We start from the raw sequence: 21,924 nt of genomic DNA, 5'->3' as shown, positions 1-21,924 counted from the left end.
ATATATAATGACTACACATAATGATCAAGATACGACATTACCTGCACACGTAACAACCGTGATTGAAAAGCAAGACAGAGATTCACTTATTGAGAAGTTTGATGATTTAAAAACCCCCACCGGCGATGATTTTGAAGCGTTGATCCGCTCTAGTTTCAATCAAGTGGATGATCCTATTTATGTGGTTAAGGTCGATAATAAAAGCGAATTAGAAGTGTCTGCACCTTTGACTGTTACATCTGATATCGCTACAAATGAAAAACTGAAATTAAGCGCCGGTGAATTGAGCATGACACATGATGACATGCAAACCTTAACTGTAAATAATGATGGTATGCAGGTATTTGATAACCTACTATCAGTGTCAAAAAACGATGAAAAGTTGCAGGTCGCAGGTATAGTACAAGCCAAGACGGTGAATGCTATTGAGCAGGTTAATACCTTACAACTGAATGCTGATGCATTGTTAGTTAAAAATAACAATAGAGCAATCTTAAGCGCCGAACTTGATGAGCACAATAATCCTAAAGTAACAGTATCTGGCGATGTGTACATTGATCAATCACTTAATGCTCAATCACTCAAGGTCACAGATACAATTGATGCCTCACACATTACAGCATCTGTCTCATCGACACTTGCTAGTGCCAGTGCTAGCACGCTGGTGGTTGAAGGTGAAACTACGCTCAATGAAGTACTCACGGGGAAAAATGCAATATTCACCGAACATATTGAAGCGCGAGATGCACTCGGTGTAGGAATAAATGCGCAAAGTACACAGGCTAAATTGCACATCTCTAAAACGAGCAGTGATATGGATGCTTTGCTCAGAGTTGATGATCATAATAATGATACTACGCCATTTTTTATTAACTCCGAAGGTCGAGTGGCTGTTGGAACGGCAGAGCCCCAGGCCGATTTTCATGTAGTAGGTGAGGCCGTATTTGGTGATTTGAGTTCTCAGAATAATGTGCAACTTAACAATCAACAAGGTCATAGTGAATTTAACGGTTCAGTGGCTGTTTCAAGTTCATTAGCAGTCGGAAAAGCTAATGCATTGGCGAAATTAGACGTGCAGGGAGCACCAAGTTCTGAGTTGTTGCATGTTAAAACCAGTGCCGATACGTTTATTAAAGTCAGTGATTCCCCGCTTGCAGGGGAGTCAAAAGTTACGTTCTATCAAGACACCCGAATTAAAAATGACTTGCACGTTGAAAATAATACAACTGCACATGATGTAATAGTGAACAATAACCTTAGCGCTAACACAGCAACCGTAACAGCAGATTTGACAGCAGGTGCAACGACAGTTGATGTTCTGACTGTTCGCCATGATGCTGATATCGAAGGAACTACAACGACGAGTAATTTATGGGTTGGCGCGCCTCAAACGGGTGCAACTATACAAAACAGCGCAATAGGGGCGGTTGTTAATACTACCATGGCGGTGAAAGACTCGGCGCAATTTATAGATATAACAGCCAGCGCTGACATAAGCACAGATACAGCGTTACATGCTCAAAGTGCGCATATCACCCAAGGAGTGAGCATTGGTGAGCACAGCACCGTGGCTAATGGCAAGTTGATGATTAAAACCTCATCAGAAGACGAGTCTGCGGTGTTGGTTAAAGATTATGAAGGCAATCAGTTGCTACGCGTTAAAAAGCAAATTGTGCAGTTTGGTTCAGATATGGCGCAACTACCTGTACTGGTTAAAGGTAAGATAACGGCGCCGGATCTTGACATTACACACCAAGCAAAGATTCAGCAAGCGCATATAAATAGGCAAGTAAATATTGCTACTACAAATGATCAACAGGGGTGGGATAGTAGTGCCAAGCTTGCGGTACTGAGCGATCAAAGTAATAGCACCGGTGTAGAAGTAAGTCATTTTAATGGTCAAGTTGTGCTCCCAATCATAACCAGTACAATGGATAAGTTAGGCCTTTTTGAGTCTAACCCAATTAAATCATTACATGTGGGTGCAGAGGCATTGTTTGCAAGCTCAGTAGATTTTGATAGTGATATTAATGTACTTCATAACAGTGGAGAGGCAATTTTCAGTGTCAGTGGTATAAATGTGGCTGTGGGGCACACTGATTTTGCCGCCCAATTTGATGTGCATGGCAATGCCCATGTTTTAGGGCAGTTGCAAATAAGTGTTGAAGGTAAAGCGTTACTTAATACCACTGACTCTCAGCTGGTCGTTACTCAGTTGTCAGAACAGGCGGCCATTCAAGTTCAAAATGAACAGCAGAGCATTGCGACTTACATTGGTGCCGGCCAGTTAGCCATTAATCAAGCGCCTCCTTCAACAGCTGTAAACTTTGCTGTTACAGGGCAAGCGCAAGTGATTGGGCAAATGTGTATCGAAGGGGAGGCGACTGCATTAGAGGTAACAGGCAATACTGTATTGAACAACACCCTAAATGTGACAGGTAAGGCTACGGTACAAGATGGGGTATCGATTAGTGTAACGAATAATAGCGCAGATGTTCCTAGAGATGCTTTATATGTACAAGGTGCAACTAGTTTAGTCGGGACGCTCTCAGTAACAGATATGATGGATGTACACAATGGTCTAACCGTAACTGATGGTACAGCGCACTTTAGAAATCAAGTGATCATTGATGGGCACGCATTTGTTGATAGCACGATGAATGTATCTGGTGGTATCACAGCAAGGCAAGGTATATTAATTTCTCAACCACCTGAGGGAAGTGCTTTGCATGTGGAGGGGGGATCACAATTCGATGCTCATGTAGATATTGATGGTGATTTGAGCTTAACGACTAGCCCTGCTCAAGCTCGGGTGCATATACAACAAACTGATAAACATGCGCTTTATATTGAAAAACAAAGTGGCGATGTGGGTATAGTCGTTAATGATGGGCGTTTTGGGGTTGGTGTTGAACGTCCCGATTATGCACTTGATGTGGCTGAAGATAGTCAATTTAGAAAAGACGTAACAATAAAAGGCCGTTTAGAAATTGATGAAAGTTTGCATGTTGATGAATATGCTAGTTTCAGAAGTAATATTAATGTGCATGGTAATACTGAGCTGGCAGGCGAAGCACGATTTGGCTTACCTTTTAGTAGTGTGGTTGAGGATGAACCCGCGGGCATGCCTCCAGGCATAGCTCAAGTGGCCATTGATCAAAATCATTTTGCCAAAGCTTTTGCGGTTTATCATCATGGTGAAAAGCCCGTTGTTATTCAGGCGGGTCGTGTGGGAATTCAAACTGAATCACCGCGAGAGGCACTGGATATCAATGGTAATGCCGTGATATCCGGTGACATTGAACTGAGCGGCACACTTCGAGGTTCAGGCCGTTTGGAGTGTATGGATGGTGCAAAAATATTTGGTGATGTAGAGCTGCGTTCAGATTTAACAGTTAGTGATGATGTGTACCTCAAAGATACCTTGTTGGTTGAAGGGCGCTCAACTTTTAATCATCAAGTCGATGTGCAAGGTGCTACAACTCTCAATGCACAGGTGCAAATGAACGATCAATTAACTGTTGAAAATCGCACACATTTACGTGACTCACTGCTAGTGAGTAAGCAAGTAACCTTACAAGGCGGCCTGTATGTTGAAGGCATTGAACCTGATTCACAGGTTGTTTTTAAACCTGCTACGGAATTAAAAAATACCTTGTTAGTCAATGGGGCGGCTAAATTTTTAGATTCGCTGCAAAGTATGGGCAAAGTATTTGCGCCTATGATGCAGGTGGGCAATGAAGGGGACGGTCATTCGGTAAGCTTAAATGCTGATACTAATTTTGCACCATTTGCAGTGAATGTAGCGCAAAGTGCGGCGCTACAAGTTTCTCCATCTGGTAATGTGGGAATTGGCACAGATAACCCAACGGTGCAGTTAGATATTAACGGTGATGCACGTATTCGCAACAATCTTATTGTCGAACAAAGTTTAGAGTTGCGAAATGGCGCCATAGTTCGTGGTGAATGCAACGTAGAGGGGGGATTGAATGCGCAGTCAGTACAGTTGGGTGATACACACTTGGTTGATGGTATTTCTAACGACATTGAACTAGGTGCAGAGGCTCCATCAGATACCGTATTAGCAACACAAGCAGCTGTGAAAGCCTATGTTGATACGCATTGCTGGAACTTTGCCGAGAATAACAAGGTATTATTGATACAAAGTCAGCAAGAGTTTGATGAGGTAATGAATCGTGAGCTGCTCTGTAATGTGACTATCTTATTACTACCACACTCTAGTCACCCGCAAATGAACCGAGCCTATAAATTGCAACAACAAGTGCGTATCGGCTCTAATGTGTCAATTATCGGTTTTAATGAGCGTGATACTCGTATTGTAAAGGCGAAGGCCGATTGTCGCTTTATCTTGCATGGAGAAAGAGATGCATTAGTTAAGGGCGTAAACATGAGCGGCTTTACCTTTGATGGTCTGTTACATAATGGTGGTGTACATGAGGGGAATGGAGGTGCCTTTCATCTAAGCTATGTACAGGGTGCTACGCTTAATTGTATTATTGAAAACCACCATGTTGATGGCAATGGTGGGGCTATTTACGGTGAAGCTGAAGTGAGCGCCGTGGAAGCTAATCATATCAAAAATTGCTCAGCCACACGTCATGGTGGTGGGGCGTGTGGTATTACAGAGTCAACGCTAGGTATTACTCACTGTAGAGCTGAGTATGGTGGGGCGGTTGCTTATTGTGATAATAGCCAAGTATTAGCTCAAGCTAATAATGCGCTAATGTATGGGGGGGGGGCATATAAATGCCAGAACCTAATGGCGCAAGGTTATTGGCGGAACAACCATGCGCAAGGTGAGATAGGGCACCATATCTATAGTGCTGGTTGTGATACAAGTCATAGTGATCACAACCATGAAAATTATTGGTGGCATGCACTTTATCTAGGTAGCCCTGTTATGTGTAGCGCACAGCCTTGGCGTAATGATCACTTCTAATGAAACTACATATTAAACATATAGGGGTCGATATGTTGGCCCCTGAATCTGCATTGGCACACGCGTCAATGAGTCTATATGAACTTGAAACCTATTTTACGACATGGTTTCAACAAGGCTTGCGTCAAATGGATTGGTCTACGTTGTTTATATCTGAGGATACGGATATAACCATTAAGCTTGCAGATATAGACATTGAGCTGGAAGACATAGACTTGCAAGTAGTGCTTAGTGACCCATTTACAGCATTTAAGCACTATATGTTTCCACGACTCGAAGCGGCAATACGTCAACGTATGCCTGATCAAGTGGATACACAGCAGCGTGTAATTGAGCCTGCGCAACAATCGGCATCGGATGCCCGATACACTAAATTAAACGCCAGTATGTTGGCCCTGATACAGTTATTTAAATTTACTGATGAACATAACGTACTATCTACAGTGTTATATAGAAAATCAACCTTACGTATTGAATTAAAAAGACAAATTTCACAGTTATTACGAACAAAGCAGCAAAATTTGAGTCGTTTAATGCTAGCGCCTATGTGGCCGATTTTACGACGTAAGTTAGTGCATTTATATGCACAAGATAAGCAGGTACTAATTGATTTATTAGCAAGCGTATTGACTAGTTATAAGCACGAGTCGCTTAAAATAGTTTGTAACGCATTAAATACAACGCAGTTAGAGCAGTTGATAGTTGACGTAGAAATCATACTGTTGCAGTCAGCGCGTTCAACACAATTCCAACAACACGTTTTAGGTGTATTATTTTCTTTGTATCAAGCTTTTGTTAAGCGCAATGCGTTTAGTACTGATTTGCTGCGTAGAAGTATCGTTGCTTTGAAACGCAAAACACTTCTTCAACCCATAGCTATGTGGTGTGAAATAAATAAGTCACAGGCTGACAGCAAAGCACTGGCCCATTTACATGCGATTGTAAATGACCAAAATGAAGATACCGAGACAGCGCGCTTATTTTCAGCTAAACATTTAGCTACATATGACGATGTAACTCGAACCGCGCCGTTAACAGGTATCTCAAGGCAAATTGCGACATTGACTTACTTGCTACAATTATTACACCGATTACAGAGTAGTAATTGTTTACCACGACAAAACGGAAAAACTTGGTACGCGCTACGCGCACTCAATGATGAGACGTTATTATTACCCAGTACGATCGCAAATCAACTCGGCCATGCACTTAATTGCAACGCGTTTGAACAGGGTGAACAATCTGCATTAGTGCAAGCATTGGATAAATTACAAAATTATACTGCACATCTAAGGGCAAATAAGTACACATCTAATTTCGAGCGATTTGCTCGTGGCACTGTTATAAAAATGTATGTCTTATTAATGCAATTACCTGATGTGCCTGCACAATTATTGCAAGCTCCGAGTCGGTGGTCACCACCTCAGCGGCTGAATGAAGTCGAGTGTAAAGCGTGGATTGCTGAAGTAGACCGTTGGTGTATAGGTTACTACAGAGCAGTGGTCACATACCCTAGCTTATCAATGGTGCCGATATTTGATCCACAACCCGTACTGGCAACGTTGCGTCAAATACGTGCTTGGTTAGAGGTAGCTAGAGAAAACGAGTCACAGGTAATACCGCTCAATAACACTCAATCACGGGCAAATAAGAGCACGGTAGCAACTAATGCGTTATCGTTGAAAATGCTCAGTAATTACAAACACATAATACAGTTGTTGCAAACTAACCTACCTGTAAGTGCATTCTCAAAAAATGGAGTAGTTGGTGATACTATCGGTAATGTAAATACAATTAATACCCTGCTGGAACAGCTAATTTCATCTTTAGAATCAATAGGTAAAAACACATCAAATAAAACGATTAAATCTGTGTCTGCTAGTTCAGGGGATTATAAAGTTGAGGAGCAAACGCAGCGTGCTTTGCTTACTCTATATGAGCAGTTAATCGCAGGGCTAGATAATAGTATTGATCATGCTAGTAAGATAAATGAATTGACACTTAACCCTAGCGTGCATGACACATTGTTTCATCAGCGGTTGGTTACCATTAGGCAAGCCTTACAGCATAGTATGCAAATACAGCGCACTCATCGGGGATCAATAAAGCGTTTATATCAGCAAATTATGGCCCAAAGAATGTGGTTGTTGACAGAAGTTGAACTCATTCTAAGCTTAACCGCCAATTTTGCTGTTAATAGAGCTGCTGTGGTGCAGCTATTTATAAAAAACTTGAAACACCTAGATTCACTAAAAGTAGAGGTAGAGCGGCACAGTCCATGGTTATTGCGTTGGCTTAATAAGCAAGCTGAATGGTCAGTGCCACTGGTAGATTATGCTATCACACAATTGATAGCGACCAATTCTGTATTGACAATGGCTAAGCAGGTTGAATTAGGGCACACGCAAGATGTTACTGAAAATAAAAATACACAACCGCAGCACCATGAATTAGCTTTTGCTACTAATGATACCAATTCAGCTACTCAGTCGATTTTAACAAACCAAACAGCAACGCAAACATACTTGCAGAACAAGTTTGATGCTGAAGCGCCGATTGATATTCGCGCTCTGTTAGATAGTGAACAACTTGATGAGCTTGAACTGGGATTGCAGAAATTATTGGCACAGGGGCTTTGGTATATTGAGCCACCTGTAACAAATAAAGCAATGTTAGAAACCGATAAAGTCAGCATTGATAAAGCTAATGTAGCTAATGTAGCTAATGTAGCTAATGTAGCTAATGTAGCTAGTGGGGCAGGCAAGGCCTTTCAAGACCCCGCCCACGATGAGCAACAAATATTACTACATCAAGTAATAGTGAAAACTAAAGCATGCCTCACGCAATATCAGCAAAGGTTTTCGGTACAACAAGCATCATCAGCTTTTCAGGCTATTATTGCTCAAGCAAAACAGTATGTAGATCAATTACGTCAAATCCAAGCGCAGCAAGTAGAAGATGTTAGCCAAGATGTAGGTTTAGTGATCCTATGGCCTTTTTTACCGACATTATTTTTTAAATTGGGTTTATTACATCCCGATGAAGGGCCCATTGCTAATCAATTTATTGATCAACGCGCACGTATGACCGCGCACGCGATATTGTGTCATATTGCGAAAATAGATCCATTAATTGAAGTAAGTCATACCGTTAACATTTTGTTGGGTCTAACTATAGCGGAAGAAATAGAGCACCCCGTTGAGCTTGATGATAAAACCATTAGCCTCATTGAGCAGATGCTACATGCGGTGATTAATCGCTGGTCGCTGTTAAAAAATATGCCTATTGAAGAGTTTACTCGTTTGTTTATAGCTAGACAGGGCGTAGTGAAAGCTAACCAGCAGGGCTGGCAAATTCAAGTTGAAAAGCAGCCGCAAGATGTACTCATAGCTAAGCTCCCTTGGGGGTTAGGTATTATTCAGCTTCCTTGGTTGGGGCAATTATTGATTAACGTTGAATGGAAATATGGTTTTTAATTTAAAAGAGAAAAATTATGCATAATTACGATACCGCAGAGACCGAAGATCTTATACACGAACATCTAGAACGAACTCAATTGTATAGCCAAGCTAAAACTAAAACTGATAGCCAAACTAAGCACAGTGAATACCAACTGAAACATCATTTACATGAACAGTTTACCCATGTTGTTTTACCTCATTTGGATCAAGTTAAAGTGCTATTGGCAGAGCATGATTTTGCCGTCGAGGTTGACATTTTAAAAGAGCAATTGAGTGAACAACAAGCAGTGAGTGAGGTGATTTACCAAGTGGTATTTAAGTTTAGTGGTATTTCGCAAAGCGACACGCCACTTAATGAAAGCACAAATAACAATCAGTTAGTGATCTTTACTCAAGCAAATAATCACTTTTTAATGTGCCGTTATAAAACCAACTTGGTGGTCAGTCAATCACAGCCGCTATTTGTTTTTGATGATGACCAAGGTGCCAGTAATAATTTAAGGCGCTGCGCAAACCGCTGGCATGAATGTACGACTGATTTTTCGGAGTTAACATCTGTAGTTCAAGATTTTATATCTCTAGTATTTATTCAAAAAAGGACTAATTTGAGCCGAATTTAATTCACATTTTTGATGCCTACACGTTATCCCTAGAAGGTCCACCAAAGGAAGTGATAATGGCAAACTATGTGCAAGCATTTGAAAAAGTCTTTATGTTTAAACGTAAAGCGGCAGACATTTATAGTGTTGACATTGAGGATCTAACTTGCTGGCAAACTATGAAGGCGGTTGGCTTTTCTTCGTGTGAGCTATACCAACTATTTAAGCATCAATATTGTGAAGAAATCTGGTCACAGTTGCAGGGGGAATATATCCAGCAACAAAGTATTGCAAACTTACTACTTAAAGCATCAGTGAAAGGATATGTCGAAATATTGTTAGTGCAATTTCAGCAGTATTTTTCACTACCTGTTAGTGGCGTGATGTGTTCGGATACACTGCAACAAATTAATCGAGCAGATCAATCTAGGCTTACTCTATGGATACGCTTGTATACTCTTTATTTTGATATTTATACTAATCAAACACATTTACATTCCCAGCTTAAATGTTCTCCTGAACCACTCTTTTTTAATCCTCAAGTTTGGCTGCATTAACAGACCTCATTTGTATGGATAACTCTCTTCCATATTTCCCTTCCTTCTCCTGTTAATAACGATTATTACAGCGACTGTTCAAGGAGGTTTCAGCCTCCTCCTTCCCAAAAAATTTAGCAATCAATGGAGTAATTTTGATGAAAAAAAATTTTGAGAATTCATCAGAGTCTGACGGCAAAACTAATCCTGAGTCTGAAAAACCGCCACTAGAACAATATCGCAGCCGTATTGCGCCTCAAGATATTGTAATGATGTTAATAGGGAAGTGGGCGATGCCCACTACGGTAGTGTTAGTTTTAGTAACTTGTCTGTCAGGCTATTTTCTTGATTTTAAAGTGTTCATAGCAGTTTTGGGGATAATATCACCGGTGATTATGGCATTGGTGATGGTCATCAAAGAAGCTTCAGTAGGGAGGCGAAGCAAGCGAAATAGTAAGAAATAATGTTGCTAGGATTTGTTGTATTAACGCATTGCTGCTCATGAAGCTGCAATAATATCTAAATGAACAAAATAAAATCGGCCACGCTTTTAGGGGGGCCGATTTTTTCCAAACACAAGTAGATAAAAGTGCTGTCTAGATAGTGTTAATGTGTAAATTTTCTGATTATGGCTGGTATTGTGCGTCAAGCGTTAAACCTGAAAAGGTCTTATAAGCATTCACACTCATGTGCCAAATTCCTGCTTGAGGATTGCTAAACGTACATGTCTCCGCGTTACCGTTTTTATATGGGCGGCAATCATAGTTAGAGCTTGTCGCTTGGCTGCCAAATTTAACAAATAAATCAGCATCACCTGAGCCACCAGAGGTCGTTACGGTAAAGCTTGCCATTCCTGCTGGAACATCTAAAGTGTAATGTTTCCATTGCCCAGCGTTTGCCGTAATATCTGCTATTGTGTCACCGCCAGCTTGCGGGTTACCGCTCCCCCCTGAAGTTGTTAAACTACCTACTAAACTAACACCTGAGTAAGCTGAGTAACCACGTACCATTACATGATATGTACCAGTGGTAGGGTTATCAATGGAACACTCTTCGCTATTACCCCCTTTATACGGACGACAATCATAAGTTGATGTAGTTGGTTTACTACCTGAGCGTACATATAAATCAGCATCACCCGTTCCGCCACTCATTGTGAAAGTCACATTAGTTGCATCACTTGGCACTGTCATTGTGTAAAAAGTATCACTACTCGCAGCGCCGCTCAGGCTTGTTAGTGCTTGATTATCAAGTAATTCATTAACTGTTGGTGGTGGCGGTGTTGTGCCACCTGCAGCGGCAACAGCTGCTGCTGCGTCAACAATACCAGTACCACAGTTATTGCATGTAGCTGGGAATGAGCGAGAGCTTGATTTTAATATGCTTTCAATTTCATCAGGCGTTGCATTTGGTTTTGCTTGTTTAATAAGTGCTGCAACACCGGCAACATGAGGCGCAGCCATTGATGTACCTTGTGAGTAGTGGTAGCTATCACTAGAAGGGCTTGATGAACCTGAGTTATGCGTTGAAAGTACACCTTCAGAATCATTGGCAAAGCTTTGCGCGCCACCAGGTGCAGCAACATCAATAGATGTACCATAGTTTGAGTAGTAAGCTCGACCACCATTGCGACCAACCGATGCAACGTTAACTACGCCATTACAGTTACCTGGATTATAGTTGTTAGCATTGTCGTTATCATTACCTGCGGCAATGACAATTACAGAGCCGTTATTACGTGCTTGGTTAATCGCGTTTTGTGTTGTTGAGCTACAAGAGCCGTTGCCACCTAAACTCATGTTGATGACATCTGCAGGGTTAGCATTAGCTGGTGCGCCAGAAACCGAACCGCCAGAAGCCCAAATAATGCCGTCAGCAATATCTGATGTTAAACCACCACATTTACCAAGCACACGCACCGGAACAACTTTCGCATCATAAGCAACGCCGGCAACACCTTCGCCATTATTTGTTACTGCCGCAACAGTACCTGCAACATGGGTTCCGTGCCAGCTTGAACCTTGTGCACTGTTATTATTACCACACTCACCGGCAGAAACTGCATCACCAGGATCGCGTGCATCACTATCACGAGCGCCACCATCATTAGCAACAAAGGTATCAGAGATCATATCGTAGCCAGGTAAAATATTGGCGTTAAGATCAATATGTGGGCGATAACCTGTATCAAGTACTGCAACGGTTACACCGCTACCTGTTGCAGTATCCCATGCTGTAGGTAAGTTTAATCCGCCAGCTTGTTCATAGTAATGCCATTGATCGTCATAGCGGGGATCATTAGGCGTTGCAAATGGTTTTAACATTTGATCTATTTCAATGTATTCAACATTGCCAGATGCAATCACTTCTTGCATATATTGTTGCGCTTCGTTAGCGCTTAATTTTTTATTTGCACGCATTACATGATGGTTACTCAATGCCATTGCACGAACATACTGCGCCTTAATGTTACCTTTTTTGCTGGTAAAGTTTTTAACAAAGCCTTGGGCCTTTTTATTCATCATTAGTGGGCTAGTATCAGCAATCGAAAATGTTGCCATATCATTACTATTATTTTTATACTTGATGATAAAGCGCGTACCGAGAGGAGCTTGGCTTTGTAGTTTTGTTGTTATGTCAGCAATAGATGGTGTCATTGCTTCGCTAGGATTTGCCATACTTGATGAGGCTGCAAATACCGCGCTCACAGTAAGCGCTACAGCGCATTTTTTAAATATTGTTTTTGTTGTCATAATTATCCCTAGATTGTTATTAAGCTTCACGAAGAATTGTCGCGAAGAGGAATGAAGGTAAATTATATGTTAAATTAGTTAAAATAACGTTTTATTATTGGTGTATCTATTTTAGTTATATCGGGATGTTTATATGGCTAAATATAATTTTATGACCTTTATTATGCTTTTATAGTGGTTATAAAGTATTAACTAATTTGTAGACCGGTAGGGGGAGTGTTTGTTTTTCACGCTTTATTGTTAATAATAAAATAGTGAAATACCGCTCAGTTTGTACTTTAAAATTTGCTACAATTGCAAAAATTTCCTCATAAGACGAACAAATGACCCAAGTAGATGTAATAGTGATCGGTGCCGGCGCCGCAGGTTTAATGTGTGCAGCACAAGCAGGATACCGTGGCCGCAGTGTTGCAGTGCTTGATATGGGCAAAAAGCCTGGTCGTAAAATTCTCATCAGCGGCGGCGGACGTTGTAACTTTACTAACGAAAACGCCAGCCCTGAAAACTATTTATGTGGTAACCCACACTTTGTAAAATCGTGTTTGAGCCGTTATACCCAACATGATTTTATTGAGCTGGTGGACAGACACGGTTTGGCATATCACCATAAAACCCTTGGGCAGTTATTTTGCGACAATAGCGCACAAGATATCGTTGATATTTTGCTAACTGAGTGCGAATGGGCGGGTGTTAATGTTGCGCTGCGTAACGAAGTGCTTAGCGTTGAAAAAACCGCTACTGGCTATCTCGTGATCACAGAACAACAGTCATACAGCTGTGAGTCACTCGTTGTTGCCGCTGGTGGCTTAACCATGCCAAAACTAGGCGCAACACCAATAGGGTATAAAATTGCTGAGCAATTTGGCTTAAAAGTATTACCGACCATGGCAGCACTTGTACCATTTACCTTGCACCAACATGATAAGGACCGCTTTGAAGGGTTATCGGGTATTAGCGTGCCATGTATCGTCAGCAGTGAAGACGGCACAAGTTTTAAAGAAAACATCCTATTTACTCACCGTGGTTTATCAGGCCCCGCTATATTACAAATCAGCTCATTTTGGCGAGCAGGGCAAGCAGTGACTATAAACCTGTTACCAGAGCTTGATTTAACAGAGCAATTAGCAACATGGCGAGAAACCCAAGCACAAAAATCATTAAAAAATAGCCTAGCGACTATTTTGCCAAAACGCTTTATTGAAATACTGCATGAGAGTAAAGCTATTCCAGATTGCAATGTAAATCAGCTCACCCATAGCCAAATTGACGAGCTAGCTAATTACATTCATAACTGGCAAATTAAACCCAACGGCACCGAAGGTTACCGCACAGCGGAAGTAACTCTAGGCGGTATAGACACCGACGAACTTAGCTCAAAAACCTTTGAAGCGAAAAAAGCCCAAGGGCTGTACTTTATTGGTGAAGTAACCGACGTAACCGGTTGGCTAGGCGGCTATAATTTTCAATACGCGTGGAGCTGCGGCTTCGCAGCAGGGCAGTATTGTTAGCTGTGTAGAGACAATAAAGTTTGCCCGTAGTGAGATATGCTACAACATGCTCATTTTCTCTAGCTGATTTAAGGTTATTGATAATGAGCAGTTGCATAATTCTTATTACATCCATTTTCAAACAAGAGTTTGAATATTTGGTCAATGCTAAGAAAAATAATAACATAGTGTTAATATTAGGAACTTTGTAGCGCCTATGTGGTCATATTAAATTAGTGTTATAGGGAACACTTATTGTTTAGGGAACAAATATTGTGACAACGTGGCGCTGGCCTTTTATTATTTCATTACTGCTCCACGGGATAATTTTTTCAATATTAATGAGTGTTAAAACCCCAAAATTTGTAGCGATAGATACTCCCCCAATTAAAGCATACATGGTTAGTGTGGCGTTGCCTAAGTCATTGCCTACAATAGAAAAAAAGAGCAACCAGCACGAGCAAGCCACGCTGTTGAAAAAGCTTGAAAAACCAATTATTCCTGCTGCAAACACGATTGTAAAAATTAAAAAAACAATAAAGCCTGTAACGCCCAAGGCACAAACAGACTCTAACAGCTATAAAAAAATAGACCTTAAATTAGGTTTAAAGAGCATACTAAAGCAACAGCAAAATACACTCCCCTCAACACCTCCAACGTCACAAGCTTTAGCACAACCACAGCGTATTACAGTGCCAAAGGAGCACCAGCAAACTAGCATAGACCCATTAAAAGTTGAAAAGCAAAGCATGCAATTAACTATTTATCGCCTCGGGGATAACTGCTTTAAAAAGGTATCGATTGGAGCCGGTGTAATGACAAAAAGTGACCTACCAGATAGTTATTTAATGGGCACCAGTTGTGCTAAAACAAAAGTAACCGACGCCTACGAGCAAGTAATGAACAAATGGTTAGATAAAAAGTGACTACTGTGCGGAAGTTAGTAGGAATAAAAAGGGGAGGCGAAAATTTTGTTAAAACAGCTATTTTGACAAAAATGGGGTTAACCAATTCAGCTCAAAGAAGAACTTATACCCTTACCTCAACATAGTACCTGAGTTAATCGCAAAATTTTCTACTTCAGCTTAGTATGCAATGGCTTTAGCAACACTTAACTTCAAACGATTTTATCAGCAAAGCCCTTTTACCTTAACCCTATTTCGATCAAAAAAAGCCACTTTGCGGCTACTATTTGAGCAGTTAGCTTATTGATTGTTAAAATAAAGGTTTTTGCTAGTGACAAGCCAGTAAAAACTTTTTATACTGCACCCGCTTTAGTCGCTTAGGTGATTAAACGCTTCAAAATTTAGCCTCTGTTTTAAAAACACATGCTAATAAAAAATGGCCCCTTAGCTCAGTTGGTTAGAGCACACGACTCATAATCGTTAGGTCCCCAGTTCGAGTCTGGGAGGGGCCACCACTTTTACAAGCTTCCCAAGTAAATACCTACTAACAAAAATTACCCTGTACTACTTTTTTAAAATAGCAAAAAATGACTAACGATTTCCAGTTTCTAGTCGGCAAAATAATTCAAACGTGGAAAGTAATTAAAAATTGATGTACCCTTTTATTTTTATTAGCGAGGGAATGTTATGTCAAATAAAATTATGATCGCCCGATGAAAAAGTTATTAATTTTATTACTCCCAAGTACATGTTTTGCACAGTTTTCAGACTTATCGTTATGTGAAAACAAACAAACGATGCTTGGGTTGGATTTTTATACAAATTGTGTGGGTGTCGCTGATGCCTCTGTGCATAAGTTAAAGTCTGACATAACGGCTAAACAGCTATATGACTACATCACTCTTGCTATCAAAGACGTTAGCGTTTTAGAACAGCATCTTCTTTCAGATGATTTGATAGGAATTGTACATGCATTAATATCGATTGATCCAAACCCACTTTACTATACTACTGTTGGAAATAATGTTTTAGTCAATACCAAAGAAGGGCTTAATATTTTTGAAAAGCATGATGGTTATTGGTTACAAAAACTAGTATCTGACAAACAAAGTAAATAAATCAGTCGTTAGATGTACTGGGCTTTATTTTAGTAATGAGTGTGACTAAAGCTAGTGACACTCATTACTAGTTTATTATGTTTCGTTATTCTATTAAAAACAGTTTTAAGCACTATGATTAAACAATAAACCTGAGCTGGTGTTGCCTGCTGACGAAAATAAACTTCCCATCAAAGTTGATACGTTCTTTTTTACGCTAAGTTGGATTGAAACAAGTTCTTGATCTAACTCTTTTTGTAATTCAGCTTTTTGTGTTTGTTGCTCTGCTTTGGTAAGGCTGCTGTCAGCTTCAAGCGCGCGTATTTTTTCTTGTAGTTCTTTAATGTTTTTAATCATTTGTTGCTGTGTACTTGCTACAGTCTCATCGTTGTCAGTTTTATTTTCAGCAGTGTTTTCATCGCTATTCTCCACTTCAGTGGAAGAAGTTAGTTTTTCTTTGTCATTTGTTTGCTGTGTGCCTGCTTGTGTTTGCTTTAAATAGTTTGGATCTGTAAGAAGTGATGAAGGTATATTTGTTAGATTCATTGTGCATCCCGTGCGGCAAAAAGTTGACAAGTTCTTTGATTTAAAAATTTATGCATTAAGTGTTCCACATTTGGGGGCTTGGAACGTCGTTTTATTTTTCAAAGAGAGGCGCTACGGGAGTGTTACATAGCGAAAAAGCTATGCAGAGATAATGTAAATTTGTGTGGACAGTTCAGTTGTTTGCGCTAGTACTAAAAACAAACACGACTTCATCAATTCTATGTTACTTTTACTATAGCGGAGTAAGCACATTGCGTAATTTCATAACGACTTTGCAATGTCTTTGCTAATGCCGTACATCTAGGTAATAGCTAAACAGTGGGTAATGAATTTTTCAGCTCCAGCATCATCATATAGGCACTCTCTGCTGATATTTTATATGGGCTAAACTCGCTTGAACCTGAAAATTTCAAGTTGATTTGAGCACTTAATCGTGATGTTGGCACATAACCCATAGACCAGTTAGAAAACTCGCGGGCATTAATTTCGCTATAGTCGAGTAAAATAATTTCTGTGTGCCTTTTATCATTTAAAATCTTGTTGTAAGTTTTATTTACGTTAGTGCGAGAGCCTTCAATGCACTGCAAAAAATAGTTACGATTGAAGCAAAGCATACCCGTTACGTTATTTTTTTTATTATTTAAAACGGCTTTTTCAATAATCTCTTCAAGTGACGATGGATTAAAGTGCTCGGTTATTGTGCTGGCGTAAATTATTCGTGTAAGGAACATAGGTGCTATTTTAAATAAAATTAAGTAGTGCAATTAACTATAACGTAGATTTAATAAAATGCTAACACTTGATTGTATATGTAATAGTTAAAGCAAAGTAAGGTTGGCTTTCACTTTTAACTCAACTACCATAACAAAATAGATTAAAACGAGCTGTGCTTATGAATGAAGAACTAACAGAGTGTAAAAAGGTATTTTGCAACATCTGTAAAGATGAAGAGAGTCTTGGCTTTGATTTTACAATGGCATTTCAACCAATTATAAATTGTAAAACGCACTCTATTTTTGGTTATGAAGCGCTTGTGCGTGGCTTAAATAATGAATCAGCTTATTCGGTTATTTCAAAAGTTAATGAGGATAACCGCTATACTTTTGATCAGCTTTGTCGGATAAAAGCGATTGCTTTAGCAGCTGAGTTGGGAGTTGACTCTATGCTAAGTATCAACTTTTTACCTAATGCTATTTATAAGCCAGAACGTTGCATTCGTACTACGCTAGATGCTGCTAAAAAATATAATTTTCCAACGCAGCGAATTATGTTTGAGTTTACCGAAGTTGAAAAAATTACAGACAGCGCTCATATAAAGCGAGTGGTTGAGTATTACCAGTCGTTAGGTTTTACAACGGCCACTGATGATTTTGGATCTGGTTACTCCGGTCTCAATTTATTAGCCGACTTTCAAACTGATATTATTAAATTAGATATGGAGCTTATTCGCAATATAGATTCAGACAAAGTACGCCAAGCAATTGTGACCCATAGCTTAAACATGTTTCGTGATCTAAATATCACTCCGCTAGCTGAAGGGATAGAGACTCTTCAGGAATATACTTGGCTAAAAGCAGCGGGCATAGAATTAATGCAAGGGTATTTATTTGCTAAACCAGGTTTTGAGAGTTTACCAACTATTGATTTTAATGACTATTGATTACTCTTTGGTAACGCGAGCGATAACAATGCTGCTAGGGCAATAAAGCAGCTTGAGATCCACAGGCAAGCTTCTAGCCCTTGTTGTTGATATACCCAGCCCGAAAGCACTGTGCCTAATAATCTGCCCATGGCATTGGCCATATAGTAAAAGCCCACATCAAGTGACACGCCATCACTATCAGCAAGGCTGACAATTAAATAGCTATGCAATGATGAGTTAATCGCAAACACTGCCCCAAATATCAGTAAACCGATAATAACGGATGCTTGTATATAAAAGTCAAAATGCAGGGCTAGGGCAATCATGGCCGGTATAGCTGTTAAGTAACTGGCCCATAAAAAAGCGCTACGGCCACAGGGCACCTGAACTGATTTTTTTTCTGTACTCATTATGTTTGTAATATAAGGCGCAAAAGACTGCACTATGCCATAACCAATAATCCAGCATGCCATAAAGCCGCCAACCCACCAGTGATCCCAAGCAAATGTAGCCGCCAAAAATACCGGTAGCGCCACAACAAACCAAACATCTCTGGCGGCAAATAAAAATAGTCGTGCCGCAGAAAGTACATTAATGGCTTTGCTCTTTGAGAATAACTCACTAAATTTAGCTTTGTTTTTAGCTTTGCCTAAGTCTGCTTTTAACGCGAATAAGCTAAATAGCCATACTGCTGTGAGCATGCAGATCATGATTAGCATTGCGCCATGAAACTCTAGCAAAGTTAGCAGTACACCACCTAAAAAGAAGCCAACACCTTTTAACGCATTTTTAGAACCCGTTAAAATAGCCACCCATTTGAAAAGCTGGCCTTGCGCGTCTTTTGGTACTAGTAATTTAATAGCGCTTTTGGCGCTCATTTTATTCAGATCTTTTGCGATCCCTGAAAGCGCCTGCGCAGCCATTACATAAATTACGGTGAGTGTATCTACAGGTGCCATAAGCATTGCCAAAGACACAATTTGTAATGCTAAGCCAATGTTCATGGTTTTATTCAGGCCGAATCGAGCTCCCAGCCATCCGCCCACTAAATTGGTGATCACACCAAAAATTTCATAAAACAAAAACAACATAGCAATACTAAGTGGGCTGTAACCTAATTGATAAAAATACAGCACCACGAGCATCCGCAGTGCGCCATCAGTTAAAGTAAATGCCCAGTAATTACCGGTAATGATCAAATATTGTTTTATTTGTGGGGAGAGTGCTGTGAATCGATCCACTGTTATTTATTCCTTGTCAGCTAGACCAACTTTACGTACCAATTCCGCAGTTCGGTTCGCGTAGCCCCATTCATTGTCGTACCACACATAAAGTTTTACTTGAGTGTCGTTGATCACCATGGTCGATAGCGCATCAATGATGCTGGAACGAGGATCAGTTTTGTAGTCAATAGATACCAGTGGGCGTTCTTCGTAGCCCATAATGCCTTTTAGTTCATTTTCAGCAGCATCCTTAAGTAATTTATTTACTTCAGCAACGGTGGTACCGCGCTCAAGTTCAAATACACAGTCAGTAATTGATGCGTTAGTTAGCGGTACGCGAATAGCATGGCCATTTAGTTTACCTTTTAACTCTGGAAATATATGCGTTATTGCAGTAGCTGAACCAGTTGTAGTGGGGATCAAACTTGTGCCGCATGAACGTGCACGGCGTAAGTCTTTATGCGGCGCATCAATAATTGTTTGGGTGTTGGTTATGTCATGAATGGTGGTGATTGAGCCATGCTTGATGCCAATCTTTTCATGAATAACTTTTACTACTGGTGCTAAGCAGTTAGTTGTGCATGATGCAGCGGTAATGATTGGGTAAATCTCTTTATTATAAAGGTGGTCGTTTACACCTATTACTACATTTAAAATACCCTCTTCTTTTACTGGTGCTGTAACAACAACGCGTTTTACACCTTGATCTAGGTAAGCTTGCAGTAGTGCCTTGGTTTTAATTTTACCCGACGCTTCAATAACGACATCACAGTTAGACCAATCAGTCTGTTCTGTTTTAGTGTTTTGCGTAAAAGCAATTGTTTTACCATTAATTATAATAGTATCTTCAGTATGACTTGCTTCGTGATGCCATTTACCGTGTACTGAATCAAACGTCATTAAATGAGCGAATGTTTCAGCATTACCGCCTGGATCGTTAATATGGACAATTTCTATATCATGCCAATCAAATGCTGCGCGCATTGATAATCGACCCATACGGCCAAAACCATTTATACCTACTTTTACTGTCATAATTACATCCTGATTAATTGTTGGGTTGTAAGTGCGGTAAAGCTAGCGCTTCATTACGTTAGCCAATGTTAAATTGTGCTGTGTTTATTAAAGTTATCGTTAACTGCAAAAGCTCACTTTATTAGGTCGTTTATGCATAGTCGCTAATCGATTAAGGCTGTTGATGATCAGATGGAGATTACTTTCAGTGGTTGTACTAATAATCGTCTTGCTCCATTGTGGCAATCTTGGATTAATTTGGTAAAACACCCATTGTCCGTGCTTTCTATCTGTAATGATGCCGGCTTTCTTTAATACGGCTAAGTTACGCGATACCTTTGGTTGGCTTTGCTCTTGCAGTGCTACCATTAATTCGCAAACACATAACTCGCCATAGTAGTTGGTTAACATTAAAGTTTTTAATCGGATCTGATCAGTTAAGCATTTATAAAATATGCTTGGATCTATCGATAACTCGTTATCTTGATCTGAGATGGTACTATTACATAGTGGCACATACTGATGTGATTGCAGGTTATTAATATTACCGTGTACGTCAATAAACATATCCAGTCGTTTATCAAGTTCATAGAGGGTTGCGACAAAGGGCTCTAAACCTACCATTACTTTTGGATCTGCAATATCCCACGCAAGTTGCAACAGTGCGCCTTTATAAGCTCTGCATTCATTGTTTGCTCTTTCACATAGCGTAATAACATAATCAAAAGTCTTATCTGTAAACTCAGCTATATGTTTTGCGCTGAGCTCAGTTATCGGCAAGTTAAACTTTTGCAAACAATTAATTGTTCTAGGATCAATATCTTTAGGAGCGATCCCAGCACTATAAACATCAAAAATCTCTCCCGCTTTATTTCTCAGTAATACTTCTGCCATTTGTGAACGGGCTGAATTCTCAGTGCACAGAAAGAGCACACTTTGCTTTGAACTATTACTTTGGGACATGTAAATTAAATATTCTGACTGACAATATCCATTAAGTGTATATATGAAATTTCATATATACAATACTAGTGTTATTAATATCAACGTATATGAATGTGAAACCCTATTTTAGAAGGATTAAACAATAGCGATTATCTATTTTTTAGATGTGTTTTTAAGCATCTTGGCTAAAAAGCAAGCGTAAGGCATGTTTTTTATAGTTTTCTTTAAAAAACGCTTGCGTAAAATTCGCCGCGCCCTATAATGCGACCCCACTGAGACGGCAGACAGCAACGCTTAGCGAGGCAAGAGTTAATCAGTTAGTCGAGTAAAACTTAAGTTTAGATTTTTAATAAAGTTTAAAATTAAGTGTTGACAAAAAAATAGGAAAGCGTAATATGCGCAGCCCTAGCGAGATAAAGTTTAACTTTAACCGCAACGTTCTTTAACAATATAAAGCAATCATCTGTGTGGGCACTCGTACAGGTTGAGTTCTAACAGCCGAGCTTAGTTCGCTAAGCAAGGCAAAAAATTTAGAGTCTCAATTGAAACTGAGTGACCAACAGAAGTAACTTATTTATAAGTTGCTTCGGCACAGTCAATTCAATATCGAAAGATATTAAATAAATTCAGAATTCATTGAGCGTGTCGAGAAGACAGAAAAAACTTTTAATTGAAGAGTTTGATCATGGCTCAGATTGAACGCTGGCGGCAGGCCTAACACATGCAAGTCGAGCGGTAACAGAGAGGTGCTTGCTA

At 39.9% G+C, this 21,924-nt stretch carries 15 protein-coding genes, 1 tRNA gene and 1 rRNA gene; 11 read left to right on the top strand and 6 right to left on the bottom strand.

Features of this window, described 5'->3' with window-relative positions; translation table 11 throughout:
* Nucleotides 1–7 precede the first annotated feature (7 nt).
* The 5 genes from J7338_RS18780 to J7338_RS18760 all read left to right on the top strand — a co-directional run bounded on the left by J7338_RS18780 (nucleotide 8) and on the right by J7338_RS18760 (nucleotide 10,020).
* Complete coding sequence (locus J7338_RS18780) at nucleotides 8–4,960, top strand: hypothetical protein (RefSeq protein ID WP_210798511.1); 4,953 nt, start codon at nucleotides 8–10, stop codon at nucleotides 4,958–4,960.
* Complete coding sequence (locus J7338_RS18775) at nucleotides 4,960–8,436, top strand: contractile injection system tape measure protein (protein ID WP_210798510.1); 3,477 nt, start codon at nucleotides 4,960–4,962, stop codon at nucleotides 8,434–8,436. Before J7338_RS18780 ends, J7338_RS18775 begins: the two co-directional genes overlap by 1 nt.
* Before the next feature lie 17 nt (nucleotides 8,437–8,453).
* A complete protein-coding gene (locus tag J7338_RS18770; protein ID WP_210798509.1) occupies nucleotides 8,454–9,041 on the top strand; it encodes a hypothetical protein in 588 nt (195 codons plus the stop codon).
* Nucleotides 9,042–9,097: 56 nt separating this feature from the next.
* The gene (locus J7338_RS18765; RefSeq protein ID WP_210798508.1) at nucleotides 9,098–9,577 is read left to right on the top strand and encodes a hypothetical protein; all 480 of its coding nucleotides are present in this window, start codon (nucleotides 9,098–9,100) and stop codon (nucleotides 9,575–9,577) included.
* Nucleotides 9,578–9,714: 137 nt separating this feature from the next.
* Nucleotides 9,715–10,020, top strand: a complete 306-nt coding sequence (locus J7338_RS18760) for a hypothetical protein (RefSeq protein ID WP_210798507.1) — start codon at nucleotides 9,715–9,717, stop codon at nucleotides 10,018–10,020.
* Nucleotides 10,021–10,182: 162 nt separating this feature from the next.
* Here J7338_RS18760 and J7338_RS18755 read toward each other — a convergent pair whose 3' ends face one another.
* Nucleotides 10,183–12,309: a S8 family peptidase gene (locus J7338_RS18755; RefSeq protein WP_210798506.1), complete on the bottom strand. Its 2,127-nt coding sequence runs from the start codon at nucleotides 12,307–12,309 to the stop codon at nucleotides 10,183–10,185.
* 323 nt (nucleotides 12,310–12,632) lie between these two features.
* Between J7338_RS18755 and J7338_RS18750 the strand changes: the two genes are divergently transcribed.
* From J7338_RS18750 to J7338_RS18735, 4 genes are all read left to right on the top strand, one after another.
* Nucleotides 12,633–13,817: a BaiN/RdsA family NAD(P)/FAD-dependent oxidoreductase gene (locus J7338_RS18750; RefSeq protein ID WP_210798505.1), complete on the top strand. Its 1,185-nt coding sequence runs from the start codon at nucleotides 12,633–12,635 to the stop codon at nucleotides 13,815–13,817.
* Between the two features lie 254 nt (nucleotides 13,818–14,071).
* Nucleotides 14,072–14,722 carry a hypothetical protein gene (locus J7338_RS18745; protein WP_210798504.1) on the top strand — a complete coding sequence of 217 codons (651 nt, stop codon included), beginning with the start codon at nucleotides 14,072–14,074 and terminating at the stop codon, nucleotides 14,720–14,722.
* A gap of 417 nt (nucleotides 14,723–15,139) precedes the next feature.
* A tRNA-Ile gene (locus J7338_RS18740) sits at nucleotides 15,140–15,216 on the top strand.
* Nucleotides 15,217–15,414: 198 nt separating this feature from the next.
* Complete coding sequence (locus tag J7338_RS18735; protein ID WP_210798503.1) at nucleotides 15,415–15,819, top strand: hypothetical protein; 405 nt, start codon at nucleotides 15,415–15,417, stop codon at nucleotides 15,817–15,819.
* A gap of 105 nt (nucleotides 15,820–15,924) precedes the next feature.
* Here J7338_RS18735 and J7338_RS18730 read toward each other — a convergent pair whose 3' ends face one another.
* Nucleotides 15,925–16,344 carry a hypothetical protein gene (locus tag J7338_RS18730; protein ID WP_210798502.1) on the bottom strand — a complete coding sequence of 140 codons (420 nt, stop codon included), beginning with the start codon at nucleotides 16,342–16,344 and terminating at the stop codon, nucleotides 15,925–15,927.
* Between the two features lie 311 nt (nucleotides 16,345–16,655).
* Entirely contained in the window at nucleotides 16,656–17,075 is a 420-nt protein-coding gene (locus tag J7338_RS18725; RefSeq protein WP_210798501.1) for a BLUF domain-containing protein, read from the bottom strand.
* A gap of 161 nt (nucleotides 17,076–17,236) precedes the next feature.
* Here J7338_RS18725 and J7338_RS18720 point away from each other — a divergent pair, with 161 nt between their 5' ends.
* Nucleotides 17,237–18,004 carry an EAL domain-containing protein gene (locus tag J7338_RS18720; RefSeq protein ID WP_210798500.1) on the top strand — a complete coding sequence of 256 codons (768 nt, stop codon included), beginning with the start codon at nucleotides 17,237–17,239 and terminating at the stop codon, nucleotides 18,002–18,004.
* Here the strand turns inward: J7338_RS18720 and arsJ are convergent.
* The 3 genes from arsJ to J7338_RS18705 form a co-directional block, all read right to left on the bottom strand.
* Nucleotides 17,998–19,227 carry an organoarsenical effux MFS transporter ArsJ gene (gene arsJ, locus J7338_RS18715; protein ID WP_210798499.1) on the bottom strand — a complete coding sequence of 410 codons (1,230 nt, stop codon included), beginning with the start codon at nucleotides 19,225–19,227 and terminating at the stop codon, nucleotides 17,998–18,000. The genes J7338_RS18720 and arsJ overlap by 7 nt on opposite strands.
* Nucleotides 19,228–19,233: 6 nt before the next feature.
* Nucleotides 19,234–20,244: an ArsJ-associated glyceraldehyde-3-phosphate dehydrogenase gene (locus J7338_RS18710; protein ID WP_145238745.1), complete on the bottom strand. Its 1,011-nt coding sequence runs from the start codon at nucleotides 20,242–20,244 to the stop codon at nucleotides 19,234–19,236.
* Between the two features lie 99 nt (nucleotides 20,245–20,343).
* Nucleotides 20,344–21,186: a metalloregulator ArsR/SmtB family transcription factor gene (locus J7338_RS18705; protein ID WP_210798498.1), complete on the bottom strand. Its 843-nt coding sequence runs from the start codon at nucleotides 21,184–21,186 to the stop codon at nucleotides 20,344–20,346.
* A gap of 649 nt (nucleotides 21,187–21,835) precedes the next feature.
* Here J7338_RS18705 and J7338_RS18700 point away from each other — a divergent pair.
* A 16S ribosomal RNA gene (locus tag J7338_RS18700) occupies nucleotides 21,836–21,924 on the top strand; the annotation flags it as partial.

The organism is Pseudoalteromonas ostreae, from assembly GCF_018069805.1.
Lineage (GTDB): Bacteria > Pseudomonadota > Gammaproteobacteria > Enterobacterales > Alteromonadaceae > Pseudoalteromonas > Pseudoalteromonas ostreae.
This window is presented reverse-complemented; position numbering and strand designations above follow the sequence as displayed.